Source organism: Microvirga medicaginis (assembly GCF_052658925.1).
In genome coordinates, this window is the sequence record NZ_JBQWEL010000001.1 from 65,805 (window position 1) to 78,561 (window position 12,757).

12 protein-coding genes and 1 pseudogene are annotated in these 12,757 nt (G+C 62.1%); 9 read left to right on the forward strand and 4 right to left on the reverse strand.

Annotated elements, in window-relative coordinates; genetic code table 11:
- Window positions 1-101: 101 nt before the first annotated feature.
- The gene (gene ehuR, locus ACUXUR_RS00350) at window positions 102-1,562 is read right to left on the reverse strand and encodes a MocR-like ectoine utilization transcription factor EhuR (RefSeq protein ID WP_445500297.1); all 1,461 of its coding nucleotides are present in this window, start codon (window positions 1,560-1,562) and stop codon (window positions 102-104) included.
- Between the two features lie 63 nt (window positions 1,563-1,625).
- On the opposite strand from ehuR, the gene ACUXUR_RS00355 reads away from it, so the two are divergent.
- The 6 genes from ACUXUR_RS00355 (at window position 1,626) to ACUXUR_RS00380 (ending at window position 7,794) form a co-directional block, all read left to right on the forward strand.
- Complete coding sequence (locus tag ACUXUR_RS00355; protein WP_445500298.1) at window positions 1,626-2,120, forward strand: Lrp/AsnC family transcriptional regulator; 495 nt, start codon at window positions 1,626-1,628, stop codon at window positions 2,118-2,120.
- 273 nt (window positions 2,121-2,393) lie between these two features.
- Window positions 2,394-3,662 (forward strand): ABC transporter substrate-binding protein, encoded by a 1,269-nt coding sequence (locus ACUXUR_RS00360; RefSeq protein WP_445500299.1) that lies wholly within the window; start codon window positions 2,394-2,396, stop codon window positions 3,660-3,662.
- A gap of 60 nt (window positions 3,663-3,722) precedes the next feature.
- A complete protein-coding gene (locus tag ACUXUR_RS00365; RefSeq protein ID WP_445500300.1) occupies window positions 3,723-4,574 on the forward strand; it encodes a carbohydrate ABC transporter permease in 852 nt (283 codons plus the stop codon).
- Entirely contained in the window at window positions 4,571-5,428 is an 858-nt protein-coding gene (locus ACUXUR_RS00370) for a carbohydrate ABC transporter permease (protein ID WP_445500301.1), read from the forward strand. Before ACUXUR_RS00365 ends, ACUXUR_RS00370 begins: the two co-directional genes overlap by 4 nt.
- 11 nt (window positions 5,429-5,439) lie before the next feature.
- Window positions 5,440-6,489, forward strand: a complete 1,050-nt coding sequence (locus tag ACUXUR_RS00375; protein ID WP_445500302.1) for an ABC transporter ATP-binding protein — start codon at window positions 5,440-5,442, stop codon at window positions 6,487-6,489.
- Window positions 6,490-6,495: 6 nt separating this feature from the next.
- Window positions 6,496-7,794, forward strand: coding sequence for an MGH1-like glycoside hydrolase domain-containing protein (locus ACUXUR_RS00380; RefSeq protein ID WP_445500303.1), 1,299 nt, complete (start codon window positions 6,496-6,498; stop codon window positions 7,792-7,794).
- A gap of 114 nt (window positions 7,795-7,908) precedes the next feature.
- Here the strand turns inward: ACUXUR_RS00380 and ACUXUR_RS00385 are convergent, their stop codons facing one another.
- The 3 genes and pseudogenes from ACUXUR_RS00385 to ACUXUR_RS00395 form a co-directional block, all read right to left on the reverse strand.
- On the reverse strand, window positions 7,909-8,751 hold the full coding sequence (locus tag ACUXUR_RS00385; RefSeq protein ID WP_445500304.1) for a slipin family protein: 843 nt from the start codon (window positions 8,749-8,751) through the stop codon (window positions 7,909-7,911).
- Complete coding sequence (locus ACUXUR_RS00390; protein ID WP_445500306.1) at window positions 8,748-10,124, reverse strand: NfeD family protein; 1,377 nt, start codon at window positions 10,122-10,124, stop codon at window positions 8,748-8,750. Before ACUXUR_RS00390 ends, ACUXUR_RS00385 begins: the two co-directional genes overlap by 4 nt.
- 329 nt (window positions 10,125-10,453) lie before the next feature.
- A pseudogene (locus ACUXUR_RS00395) lies at window positions 10,454-10,885 on the reverse strand (LysR substrate-binding domain-containing protein); the annotation flags it as partial.
- Between ACUXUR_RS00395 and ACUXUR_RS00400 the strand changes: the two are divergent.
- From ACUXUR_RS00400 to ACUXUR_RS00410, 3 genes are all read left to right on the forward strand, one after another.
- A complete protein-coding gene (locus ACUXUR_RS00400) occupies window positions 10,869-11,081 on the forward strand; it encodes a short-chain dehydrogenase/reductase family oxidoreductase (RefSeq protein WP_445500307.1) in 213 nt (70 codons plus the stop codon). The pseudogene ACUXUR_RS00395 and the gene ACUXUR_RS00400 sit on opposite strands and share 17 nt — an antisense overlap.
- Before the next feature lie 80 nt (window positions 11,082-11,161).
- On the forward strand, window positions 11,162-11,557 hold the full coding sequence (locus tag ACUXUR_RS00405; RefSeq protein ID WP_445500308.1) for a (R)-mandelonitrile lyase: 396 nt from the start codon (window positions 11,162-11,164) through the stop codon (window positions 11,555-11,557).
- Window positions 11,558-11,970: 413 nt separating this feature from the next.
- Window positions 11,971-12,630 (forward strand): hypothetical protein, encoded by a 660-nt coding sequence (locus tag ACUXUR_RS00410; protein ID WP_445500309.1) that lies wholly within the window; start codon window positions 11,971-11,973, stop codon window positions 12,628-12,630.
- Window positions 12,631-12,757: the final 127 nt, after the last annotated feature.

A 12,757-nucleotide genomic window follows, 5' to 3' on the forward strand; every position in this document is an offset into this window, starting at 1 on the left:
AGCGATGGTGAGATGCACTGATTTTCATGTCAATAAATATATTGTCATGAAACAATTATGGCAGCCTCTCAAGTGAAAGACCGTTTCAGATAAGTTCCGGTCTACGCGATGGAACTGGTATCGAAGACCGGCGGCAACTGCTCGAATGTTTCGGCAATCGTCCGAAGCGTCCGGCCCAGGGTCGCGTGGGACAGGCGGCCGCCGATGCAGATGCGGATGCCACCTGTAACGTCAGCTCCTGCCATGAAAGGATCGGACGGGGTCACGGCGATGTTCTTCTGAGCCAGCATCCGCACCAGGCCTTCCTCCGTCCACCGGGGCGGCACCTTCAGCCAGGCGCAGAGGGACAGGGGATTGGTCCGGGCGATGTGCTCCCCGAGGATCTCCGCCACCAGCGCCTGGCGCGCCCGGACTTCCCGGCGCTGCAGATCGACCAGGCTCCGGGCCGTGCCGTCTTCGACCCACAGGGTCGCGATCTCGGCAGGCAGGTTCGTGGCGCTCCAGCTCGTGACACGCATGATGCTGGCGACCCGGATCGTGTATTGCGGCGGCACCACGAGGTATCCGACACGCAGGCCGGTCAGGACCGACTTGGTGAAGCTCGTGACGAAGAAGCCGAGATCGGGCAGTAGGTCGGTGAAGGAGGGAAGCGGCGTCTCCAGCAGCGGCTTGTAGACTTCGTCCTCCACGACATAGACGCCGTAGCGGCGCGCGACCTCCGCGATGGCCCGCCGCCGCTCGGCTCCCATCACATGGCTGGTCGGATTCCCCAGAGAGGGGACGAGCACGAGGGCGGTCACCCCGCCGGCGGCGCAGGCCTCCTCGAAAGCCTCGACCAGAATGCCTTCCCGATCGGTCGGGAGGCCGCGCAGGGTAAAGCCCAGGACGTTGGCGAGGCCGATGATGCCGTGGTCCGTCAGGTTCTCGGTGAGAACGATCTCCCCCGGCCGGACGATGGCCGTGACGGCCAGAAACAGGCCATGGGCGGCGCCGTTCGTGATCAGGATGCGGTCCTTCGCCGCGTCGACGCCAAGGCCCCTTAGCCAGACCTGCGCCGCGGTGCGATGGTGCTCCAGTCCTGCAATCGGCCGGCACGGGCGCATGAAGGCGCTGTTGTCGCTCTGGGCGAGTTGCCTCATGACCGCGCGGGATGCGTCCTCGTGGGCCTGCGTGTAGATCGCCCGGATGATGGAGAGATCCACGGTCTCGCCGGGGTCGCGATCGAGCATAAAGCGGTCCGCCTTCTCCGTGACGCGGCTGCGGACGAAGGTGCCGCGGCCGACCTCGCCCCTGAGATAGCCGCGCCGCTCAGCTTCCTTGTAGCTCAGGCTCACGGTCTGCACGGACACCCCGAGCTGCCGTGCAAGGTCGCGGTGGGTGGGCATGCGCGCGTGTGCCGGCAGGATATCCGCATCGATGTCCGCGATGATCCGCTCGGTCAGGAGCTTGTGCTTCGTGACGCCCTTCCGTTTGGTCAGCGTGGGCTGCCAATCCGTGATGAGCACTTCATGGGAGTGGACATGGGCTTCCTGGTCGGCCAGGGGGCGAGGCAGCTCACGCATAGGATTGTCTCAAGCGATTGTGATGGGGTAATCATTACATTGTGCTGAGACTCCGGAATAGTCATGAAACTCGATAAAATCGACCTGAAAATCCTTGCCGCTCTCCAGAGCGACGGCCGAATGACCAAGCTTCGGCTCGCCGAAGCCGTTAATTTGTCTCCAACGGCATGTTGGGAGCGTCTCAGCCGTCTTGAGAAGAGCGGAGTGATCACCGGCTACACCGCCCGTATCAATATCGATAAGCTGGTGCGCCGGACCACGGTTCTCGTGGAAATCATGCTCAAGAGCCACCAGCAATCCGATTTCCAGCGCTTCGAGGACGCGGTCCTCAAGGAGCCGGCGATCATCTCCTGCGATGCAACCGGCGGCGGTGTGGATTACATCCTCAAGATCGTGTCCGAGGACATCGATGCCTATCAGCGACTGATCGACAAGCTTCTGAGGCTCGACCTCGGAATCGAGCGGTATTTCACGTATATCGTGACGAAGAACGTGAAGACCATCGACCCGCTCCAGAGCGTCATTGCCGACGGAGGTGTCGTCGAAGCGTTCGGATAGGGCAGATTGCGGCTTCGCGCGGCTCACTGTTCGGTCGATCATTCCGGCTCAAGCACCTTAAGCATATGGCGCCAGCCCGATGCCCACCAGGTAGATTCCGGTCCCGACTACCCTACCTTGACACTCGACCACCGGAGCTTGGATAAAATACACTGCAATAAAGTACCAAATGCTCCGCGCGGCATGGAGATGGGTTGTGCCGTCTGCTCTGTGGCCCGGGCAGGACGGCCGAGCAATATGGGCCTATGGAGGGAACGGGCTATGCAGAGCGCAATGTTGAGAGCAGTTGCCGTAGCGGCTGCGGTATTGGGGGGCATGACGGTCGCGAAGGCGCAGGACACGATTTTCTACTCGACCCAGCTCCGGCCTATCGAGGAGGCCACCAAAGTCCGAGAGGTTCTGCTGAAAGGTGTTCCCGGCAAAGTGACCTATGTGGTTGACGAGCCGCCCGCCTTCGCCGTGCGCCTGAAGGCAGAAACGCAGGCGGGAAAGCGCACGATCAGCCTTGTCGGCGCCCTCCATGGGGAGCTCCAGCCCCACGTTCCGGACGATCTCCAGCCCATTGACGATGTGGCGGCCAAGGTGAGCAATCTCGGCATCCCGGCCAACCTCATGCAGCTCGGCAAGCTCGGCACGGACAAGCAACAATATATTCCGTGGATGCAGGCAACCTATATCATGGTCGCCAACAAGCAGGCGCTTCAATATCTGCCGGCCGGTGCCGATATCAACGCGCTCACCTATGAGCAATTGCAGCAATGGGCCAAGGCCATTGCGGACCGTACGGGACAGCGCCGTCTCGGTTGGCCTGCCGGCCCAACGGGCCTGATGGCGCGCTTCTTCCAGGGCTACTTCTACCCGTCGTTCACGGGCGGCGTGGTAACGCCGTTCAAGTCCGCCGATGCCGAAGCAGGTTGGAACATGATGAAGCAGTTGTGGGCGGTGTCGAGCCCCAACTCCACCAGCTACAACTTCATGCAGGAGCCGCTTCTCGGGGGCGAGATCTGGATCGCGTGGGATCACGTGGCCCGCGTGAAGGAAGCGCTGGAGGCGCAGCCCGATCAGTTCGTGACCTTCCCGGCGCCCGCGGGCCCGAAGGGGCGCGGCTACATGCCGGTGATTGCAGGCCTTGCGATCCCGAGGGATGCGCCCAGTCGTGACGGCGCGGTGGCCGTGATCCAGCATCTGACCAAGCCCGAGACGCAAATCAAGACCGCGCAGGAGGTAGGCTTCTTCCCGGTCGTCAAGGCTGAGCTGCCTGCGAATCTGAGCCCAGGCGTGAAGCTGCTGTCAAGCGCCGTGAGCGCGACACAGAATGCCAAGGACGCAGTGGTTTCCCTGCTGCCGGTGGGACTCGGCGCTAAGGGCGGCGAATTCAACAAGGTCTATATGGACACGTTCCAACGCATCGTTCAGCGCAACGAGCCGGTGAAGACCGTTCTTGAGGACCAAGCAAAGGTGCTCGATGCCCTGATGAAGCAGACCGGTGCGCCTTGCTGGGCCCCTGACAAGCCAAGCCAGGGCGCCTGCACCGTCGATTGATGTTGCCTCAAGCCCGGCGGGTGACACCCGCCGGGGCCATCCCGCCCAATGGGAGCCGTCATGACCTCGCGCGCCTCCTGGATCCCATACGCACTCATTGCTCCGGCGGTGTTGTTCCTTGCCGCCTTTTTCATTGTGCCGCTGGTGCAGACGATCTGGCTCTCCTTCTCGTCGGAGGAGGGCGTAGGGCTCGCCAACTACGCCCGCATGGCGGGTGATCTCAACTTCTCGCTCGCGATCCGCAACACTTTCCTGCTCACCGCCATCGTCGTGCCGCTGCAGGTGGCGCTCGCACTCGCCATGGCCGTAATGCTCACCAAGATCGAGCGCGGACGCGATCTCGTCCTCTGGGTGCTCACCATTCCGCTCGGCATCTCGGATCTCGCGGCGGGCCTCGCCTGGCTCGCCATCCTGCAGAATACAGGCTATCTCAATTCCGCACTTTATGGGCTCGGCCTCATTCCGGGGCCCACGGGTTGGCTCACCCAGGAAACGCCGGTCGCGCTGTTCATCGGCATCGTGCTTGCCGAACTATGGCGGGCCACAGCCATCGTGCTCGTCATCGTGGTGGCGGGCATCCAGCTCATCCCGAAGGAATTTGCTGAAGCTGCCGAAATCTTCGGTGCGAGGCCCTGGACCCGTTTCAGGAAAATCACGCTTCCGCTGCTGAAGCCGAGCCTGCAGTCGGCTCTGATCCTGCGTACGGTGCTTGCCTTTGAAGTCTTTGCCGTCGTGTATGCCCTCGGCGGAACCAATTTCCCCGTGCTCGCCGGGGAAGCCTACACTTGGCAGAACCTCAACCAGAACTACGGAGTCGCAGCGGCTTACGCCGTTCTCATCATGGCGATCTCGCTCGCCGCCACCGCGCTTTACCTGAGTATCCTGCGCGTACGTCCGGAGCAGCAGCTATGACGGCCACTGGCATCACCACGCCTCGCCCTACCACCACCAGCGTCGCGGTGCCAAGTGCCCGTCGTTTCCTGCTTTGGACGGGGATCGTGGTTCTGCTCATCTGGGTCTTGCTGCCGATCTATTTCGTGGCGCTCGGCGCGTTCGGCGGACGGCTCGGCGTCTTTCGGTGGCCCAAATCCATCTGGCCCACTGACGTATCGGTTGCACCCATGATGCAGTTCCTCGGGATTGAGGGGGTGTTCAGCGCACTCATCAATTCACTGATCGCTGCGGGACTCACCGTGCTGTTCTCCGTCCTTCTCGGTGCGCCCGCAGGATACGCTCTCGCTCGCTATGCCTTTCGCGGACAGACGGCGTTTCGCCTGATGGTGCTGCTCACGCGGGCTTTTCCGCTCGCGATCCTGGCGCTGCCGCTGACCGTATCGTTCATCCGGTTCGGCCTGTACGACACTCCTTTCGGCGTTTCGCTGATCCACACGGTGCTGGCTCTGCCCTTCGCGGTTCTCGTCACGCAGAGCTTGTTCATGGGCATTCCGCGCGAATACGAGGAGGCCGCCTGGGTGTTCGGCTGTACCCGGCTTCAGGCCTTCATGAAGGTCGTGCTGCCGCTCGCTCTGCCGGGGCTGGCGGCGACCGCCATCTTCGCCTTCGTGATTTCGTGGAACGAGGTTTTCGCCGCTTCGATCCTGACTGTGCGTGAGCGGACGCTGACGGCCTATCTCCTGAAGGTTCTCTCCGAGAGCCCGCTGCATTACCGCTTCGCGGGCGGCTTTATCCTCATCATTCCATCCGTGCTCTTCATCTTCGCGGTCAGGCGGTACCTGTTCGCGGTCTGGGGCATCGCGAGCAAGTAGCGGAGATCACGATGGCTGACATTGTCATCGACAGGGTTGCCAAGAGCTTCGGAGACTTTCAAGCTCTCAAGGAAGTTTCGCTGACTGTAGGCGACGGCGAGTTCGTGGCGCTGCTGGGTCCCTCCGGCTGCGGTAAGACTACGCTTTTGCGCATCATTGCCGGGCTCGAAGCCCAGAGTTCCGGGCGCGTTGTGATCGGCGGGCGTGACGTGAGCGGGCTTGCGCCGCGTGAGCGCAGGCTCGCCATGGTGTTCCAGAACTATGCCGTCTTTCCGCATATGACTGTCTTCGAAAACATCGCCTTCGGTCTGCGGATGCAGAAGGTCGGGCAGGTGGAGGTGAAGCGGCAGGTGGGCCGAGCCGCGGCGCTCCTGCACATCGATCAGTATCTTGATCGTTACCCGGCCAAATTGTCAGGCGGCCAGCGCCAGCGCGTGGCGGTGGCCCGCGCCTTGGCGGTGCAGCCCGCCGTGCTTCTGATGGATGAGCCGTTGTCGAACCTCGATGCGCTGCTCCGGCTCGAAATGCGCACTGAACTGAAGGCGGTTCTGCAGGAGGCCGGCACCACCACGATCTATGTCACGCACGATCAGACCGAAGCGATGGGCTTGGCTGATCGCATCGCGGTCATGTATGGCGGGCGCATCGACCAGATCGGCACGCCGCTCGAGGTCTATGCCACGCCCGCGACACGTTTCGTCGGCGGCTTCATCGGCAACCCGCCGATGAATTTCATCAAGGTGAAAGCCTCTGGCGGGCAGATCCGTGTCGGCTCCGCCAGTCTGCCTGCTCCCGTGCGCGATGCGGAGATCGATCTGGGGCTTCGGGGCGAGGATGCCGCCCTGTCGGCCGATGGATCTGGCATTCCCTTCGATGTTCGCGTCGTGGAGCCCATGGGTTCGCACCTTCTGCTGACGGGAGCGATCGATGGGCAGCCTGCCCGGATCGTGACGCCTCCAACCGCCAGAGTTCAGGCCGGCGAGCGCGTCGGCTTGATCGTGGATCCCTCACGCTTGACGTGGATCGATGCCGCTACCGGGCGCGCCATTGCCCCAACCTGAGGACGCATGATGAGTGACGATATCAAACTCGACCGGCATGACGATGCGCGCGCGATCCTGGCCCGCAATGATCGGGGCGGCTACACGGTGCCCACGGATAGACTCTATCCCTTCCAGTGGAACTGGGACTCGGCTTTCGTGGCCATGGGCTTTGCCACTTTCGACATCAACCGTGCTTATCGCGAGTTGGAGCGACTGATCGAAGGTCAGTGGGACGACGGGATGATTCCTCACATCGTCTTCCATGCGCCGAGCGACACTTACTTTCCAGGTCCCGACGTCTGGGGCACTCATCACAGGATCCCGACCTCCGGCATCACCCAGCCGCCGGTCTTCGGCATGGCGCTCCGGTTCGTCCATGAGGCGGCTGTTGCGGCTGGATGGCAGGATGCGCTTGAGAGAACGCGCCCCTTGTTCGCGGCGGCGCTGTGCTCCCATCGCTGGTGGTTGAAGGCGCGCGATCCTGAGAGGATAGGCCTCGTCGCCATTCTTCACCCATGGGAGAGCGGCAGCGACAATTCTCCGGCCTGGGACAACGCGCTCGCCCGCGTGCCCACAACCACAACGACGCAGATCCGCCGCAAGGATACAGGCCATGTCGATGCGTCCATGCGGCCGAAAGACGTGGACTACCAGCGCTTCATTCATCTGGTCGACACATACCGCGACTGCGGCTGGAACCCGGAGAAGCAATGGGCGGCGGCTCCCTTCAAGGTTGCCGACGTGCAGATGACGGGAATCCTGGCGCGGGCGACGGCGGATCTCATCCAGCTTGCGTCCATGCTTGGGGCGCAGGATGAAATCGCCGAATTATCGGAGATGCATCGCCTCCTCACGGAAGGGCTGGTGCGTCGCTGGCGGGATTCTCTCCGGCGCTTTGTGTCGCTCGACCTTGTCTCAGGCGAGGATATCGAAGCGCCCACGCAAGCGGGCTTCATTCCCCTCGTGGCGGTTACCCTTGACGATCAGCAAAGACCCGCTGTGGCGGCGGAGATCGAGCGATGGTGTGACGGCATGGTGATAGGCCTGCCGTCCACGGCGCCCTTCTCCCCGGCTTTCGAGCCGAAGCGCTATTGGCGCGGTCCTGTCTGGGCAGTGATCAACTGGCTCATTGCCGATGGCCTTCGTGCCAACGCCATGAATGAACTCGCCAGTAGCCTTGAACGAGGGACCGTACGGGCTATCGAGCTGGCTGGGTTCTGCGAATATTTCGATCCGACCACGGGCGAGGGATTGGGGGGTGACACATTCTCCTGGACAGCTGCGGCCTACCTTGTCCTCAGCCGTCGTGTCGCGAATGGTTGAGATTTCTTGTAGTGTCTCGAAAAACAGATTTCGTGAATGAATGTCTGTTGATGGCACCTTCCGGAAGGAGACCGATGTCGGCTTAAATTCGACATGGATCAACTGCCAGGAGCATCAGGCGCGTTTTGCGCCAAGATTGGCTATTCCCGGCTCCCGAGTGCTGTCTTGCGAACCGGTTCCGTTCGAAGGACCGGCAATCTGGCTACCGAGGGCGTTCCCGAGCTGGGACAGAAGGTCCATGGGCAGGGGAAAGACAATGGTCGATGAGCGCTCGCTGGCAATGTCGTGCAGAGCCGCGAAATAACGAAGTTGCATGGCGCGCGGTTCGACTGCGAGCAAGCGCCCAGCCTCTACGAGCTTCTCCGCCGCTTGCTGTTCGCCTTCGGCGTTGATCACCTTAGCGCGCCGCAGACGCTCGGCTTCGGCCTGCTTGGCGATGGCTCGCACCATGCTCTCATTGAGGTCCACATGCTTGATCTCGACATTGGCGACCTTGATTCCCCACGCATCGGTCTGCTGGTCAAGGATCTGCTGAATGTCAGCGTTGAGCCGGTCGCGCTCCGCCAGCATCTCGTCGAGTTCGTGCTTGCCCAGCACCGAGCGCAGAGTGGTCTGCGCCAGCTGGCTCGTTGCGGCCATGTAGTTCTCGACCTTGAGGATCGCCCGCTCGGGATCAACGATCCGGAAGTAGATCACGGCATTGACCTTGACCGAGACATTGTCGCGCGAGATGACATCCTGGGGCGGCACGTCTTGTACAATGACCCGCAGATCGACTCTGACCATCTGCTGCACGAAGGGGACAAGGATGATGAGCCCGGGACCCTTCACGCCAGTGAAGCGGCCGAGAGTGAACACGACCCCGCGCTCGTATTCCCGGAGCACCCGGATCGCCGCAGCTAGGAAGCCGATGACGAGCAGGGCCAGGATTAAGTAGGCGACATAGTCGAAGATCATGGCTGTCCCTCCGAGCCCATTGTCACGTCGGGCATGCGGCGCACCTCAAGCATCAGGCCCTCAATTCCGGCGATCTGAACGTGTTCGCCTGGAACGAGAGGCTGGGAGGCCCGGGCCTCCCAGCGCTCTCCAAGGGTCAGAACATGGCCCGCGTTGCCTGACCAATCGAGCACCTCCGCAGATTGTCCAAGCATGGCAGGCGCGCCAGTGCGGACGGGCTGATGACGAGCCCGCCAGACATAGCCCAGCGTCAGAGACAGAAGGCCGATGCTGGCGACCAATGCTCCCCCGATGACCGTCCAGGAGAGCTGGAATTCGGGTGCATCGGTATCGATCAGCATCATGGCTCCGAGGAGGAAAGCGATAAGACCGCCCAGTCCAAGGACCACAGTCGGGTTGAAGGCTTCCGCAACCAAGAACGCAAGGCCAAGAAGCATCAGCGCAAGCCCGGTGTAATCCACGGGCAGCATGTTCAGGGCATAAAGTCCAAGGACGAGGCAGATCGCACCGATCACCCCAGGTGCAACCGTCCCGGGATTGCTGAATTCGAAGATGAGGCCGTACATGCCGACGATCATCAGGATGAAGGCGACATTCGGATCGGTGATCGTCGCGAGCAGGCGAATAAGCCAGCTTGGTTCCTCCGGTCGGATGGGCAGACCAACAGTGGCAAGACGCCGGCGCTCGCCCAGCACCTCTACCTCGCGTCCATTGACGCGTGTAAGGAGTTCCTCGGGCGTCTGGGCCACAAGGTCGATCACGCCCTTCTCCGATGCCGCCTGGGACGAGAGGCTGGCCGCCTCCCGCACAGCTGCTTCCGCCCAGTCTGCATTCCGGTGCCGAAGCTCGGCGAGGCTCCTGATGAAGGCGACCGCATCATTGGTCATCTTCGCGGTCATGGCATCCTTGGTCTCGGAGCCGGAGCGGGCATCAGCGTCCTTGTCCTTCGCCGGTTCCGAGGAGGGGAGTGTGGGTGGGCTGCCAATCTGTACAGGGGTTGCAGCCCCGAGGTTGGTGCCGGGCGCCATGGCGGCCACATGGGTGGCATAAAGAATGTACGTGCCCGCGCTGGCCGCATGGGCACCAGCGGGCGCAACGAAGCCGATGACCGGTACCGGAGAGGCCAGCACGTCCGCGATGATCTCACGCATGCTCGTCGCCAATCCTCCTGGCGTGTCGAGGCGCAGGATAATGGCCTCGACCTTTTGCGGGCTGGCGGCGAGAAGGGTGTCCCTCACGTATTTGGCAGTCGCGGGACCGATCGGTCCAGTGACCGCGATCGAGATCACGTAGCGGTCCGCATCCGTTTTGAGGGCAGGTTCAGAAGCGCTCACTGGGATCCATGCCGTCAGCACGATGACGGCTGCCAGCATTCGGATCAGACGCTCCAGGCACACGCACCGATCTCCCGGGTGGTGAGGCCCTTCCCTCGGGACGAATTGTAGCATCAAACAGTCAGGTGGACCATCAAGCCATGCAGAGTCACGTCTGCCGAGATTGCTTCCCTGTCGGGCTTAACTTGGCCTTGGACAATATTACGGCTGACGCAGACATGAAGGTCCGTTCCTGGCACACCTGAGGCCTAAGCCTGAGGGCAGCAATTCTCACCTAATCAGACATTCCGAAAAGCTGGCGAACGTCACTGCATGACCCGAGGGAGACTCTGCGGCTGTGGCTCAACCGCCAGGCGTGTTTTCTGCCATCAGCCGCGGAAGCGAAGCGCGTTCAGCACGACGGCAAAGGCAGGAGCGTGTTGGCGGCTGCTTGGGTAATAGAGGTGGTAGCCCGGATAGGGTTCGCACCAATCTTCCAGCACCCGCACGAGCTGTTTTTTCCTGATATGCGCTTCGACCAAGTCCTCCGGCAGGTAAGCCAGCCCGAGCCTGTCCAGGGCGGCGCTCCGTGCCAGATCCAGGCTGTTGACGGCGAGTTGGCCCTCGACCCGCACGTTGATTTCGCGGCCGCGCTTCTCGAACTCCCAAGGGAAGTATCCTCCGCGCGTGACACGCCGTAGGTTGATGCAGCGATGGCCGGTGAGGTCTTCGGGGCGCTTCGGCACTGGGTGTGTCTTGAAGTAGTCCGGCGTTCCAACTATCGCCTGCCGCATCTCCGGCCCGATGCGTACCGCGACGATCTACCCCGCTGCAATCAACACTGAGCTGCTGGGCACGATCCGCCATAAGGAATTGGCCGAGCAAATGCAGAACGTCTATGACGGGTATGGGATCTCACCGGATCGGATCGCCAGCGTTGTAGCTTTCGCTATCGACCAGCCCGAGGACACCACCATCAATGAGTTAACCGTCGGTCCGGCCAATCAGCCTTGGTAAGGGGTGGGACAACGGGGCCTCGTAACGGCAGTCAGCGAGTTGTCACGGGCTGCTGAACAGGAACTTCGAAAGGACAAACCATGGAAATCATGAGAGCGGGCTCGGCGGCCTCCGGGAAGGGGCCGGTCGATTGGTTCACCGGCACGGTACGTATCGATCCTCTGTTCAACCCATTTGCCCCGGAGCGCGTTCAAGGGGCCTCAGTCACCTTCGAGCCAGGCGCACGCACCGCCTGGCATACCCATCCTCTTGGTCAGACCCTGATCATCACCGCCGGCACCGGACGCGTGCAGCGTTGGGGCGGCCCGGTCGAGGAGATCCGTCCCGGGGACATCGTCTGGTTTCCGCCGGGCGAGAAACACTGGCATGGCGCGTCCCCCTCTACGGCCATGACGCACATTGCCTTGCAAGAGGTGCAGGACGGCAAGGTCGTCGACTGGATGGAGAAGGTCTCCGACGAGCAGTACGAAGGATAGCCTATCGCCGGGGAGCAATCTGAGCCAGGGCGGACTGCTCCCCGTTGACGCGGCGCCGATTCCAAAACAGCCCTCGGAATTCCACCAGGGGCCGCCAGGTGCTCCGCAATGACGGATCGCGTGAGGCCAGAATGCCTCGTAATGGCACAGAGCGGACCTTGCTCCTTCATCGTCTTACGTACGGTAAGCGTACATTGGTAAGCGTACATTCAAAAAGGCAGGGAGCTCCCTCTTATGCCCTGTTTCGGACCTTCCGCTATCAATTACAAGCCTGCCTAAAAAGTCCGAGAGCAGGATTCCTATTTTTGACTCCTTGTGCGTGCGAACCGAACGGGCACGTCTTCATTGTCCTCGTCGAGGACCACCGCTCCTCAGCATGGCCGATTGCGGCCTCAGCAGAAGAAGGAATGACAATGGCTACGAACAAGAAGGACGGTTCTTCACAACCCAGCAGGAGCCGGAAGCAGCCGCAGAAATCGGCATCGAAGTCCACCTCCCGATCTGCCGCTAAAAGAGGGAATGCCGCTCCTAAGCGTGCGCAGCCCAAGGCGATGACCGGCCCCCGATCCGCGACGAAGTCGCAGACTATTCCCACGAAATCCCGTTCCTCCGCAGGATCACGCACGGCGGCCCGCGCGACCTCCGGTGCGTCGCGGTCGCGGTCCACGGCGCCGGCTCGCTCCGCATCCCGTTCGCGGTCGCAGGCCAGCCTGATGAACCCGATGGCATGGCTCTCGACCCTCGAGACAACGCTCACTTCCCCGCAGGCACGTGCGGTGATGGCGGAGGCCCTCAGGGCGGTCGCGAGCGTGCTTGAGAAGCCTCAGAGAGGCGAGCAGGGGCAGAGCAGCGGATTGCGGCCGGGCAGGGACGCCGTGTCGGCCGCAGGAAGTCTCGGTGCCGAGATCGTCGCCGCTCCACTGGAGGTCGCTGCGGCGGCTATTGGAGCTGCAGGTGATGTCGTGACGAGCGCACTCGGCGGTTCGTCGGGCGAGGATCGCGGCACCAGCGAGGGCAAGAAGGGTAGCAGGCGGTCCTCCTCGCACAGGAGATCATCAGCGGCCGGCGATTAGCAGATCGGATGATCGGTCGGACGGGGAGCTTCTAGGCCTAGCCCCGTCCGGCCGTTGAAAGCGCGATCACAGCACTCATGTCCTATTTTTCGATGACTATGCTGTGCGTTCTGTAACCCTCGAGATA

Excerpts from the sequence above, each read along its gene's own strand:
- ehuR (WP_445500297.1), bottom strand. The coding sequence starts at position 1,562 with ATGCGTGAGCTGCCTCGCCCCCTGGCCGACCAGGAAGCCCATGTCCAC.
- ACUXUR_RS00355 (WP_445500298.1), top strand. The coding sequence starts at position 1,626 with ATGAAACTCGATAAAATCGACCTGAAAATCCTTGCCGCTCTCCAGAGC.
- ACUXUR_RS00360 (WP_445500299.1), top strand. The coding sequence starts at position 2,394 with ATGTTGAGAGCAGTTGCCGTAGCGGCTGCGGTATTGGGGGGCATGACG.
- ACUXUR_RS00365 (WP_445500300.1), top strand. The coding sequence starts at position 3,723 with ATGACCTCGCGCGCCTCCTGGATCCCATACGCACTCATTGCTCCGGCG.
- ACUXUR_RS00370 (WP_445500301.1), top strand. The coding sequence starts at position 4,571 with ATGACGGCCACTGGCATCACCACGCCTCGCCCTACCACCACCAGCGTC.
- ACUXUR_RS00375 (WP_445500302.1), top strand. The coding sequence starts at position 5,440 with ATGGCTGACATTGTCATCGACAGGGTTGCCAAGAGCTTCGGAGACTTT.
- ACUXUR_RS00380 (WP_445500303.1), top strand. The coding sequence starts at position 6,496 with ATGATGAGTGACGATATCAAACTCGACCGGCATGACGATGCGCGCGCG.
- ACUXUR_RS00385 (WP_445500304.1), bottom strand. The coding sequence starts at position 8,751 with ATGATCTTCGACTATGTCGCCTACTTAATCCTGGCCCTGCTCGTCATC.
- ACUXUR_RS00390 (WP_445500306.1), bottom strand. The coding sequence starts at position 10,124 with ATGCTGGCAGCCGTCATCGTGCTGACGGCATGGATCCCAGTGAGCGCT.
- ACUXUR_RS00400 (WP_445500307.1), top strand. The coding sequence starts at position 10,869 with ATGCGTACCGCGACGATCTACCCCGCTGCAATCAACACTGAGCTGCTG.
- ACUXUR_RS00405 (WP_445500308.1), top strand. The coding sequence starts at position 11,162 with ATGGAAATCATGAGAGCGGGCTCGGCGGCCTCCGGGAAGGGGCCGGTC.
- ACUXUR_RS00410 (WP_445500309.1), top strand. The coding sequence starts at position 11,971 with ATGGCTACGAACAAGAAGGACGGTTCTTCACAACCCAGCAGGAGCCGG.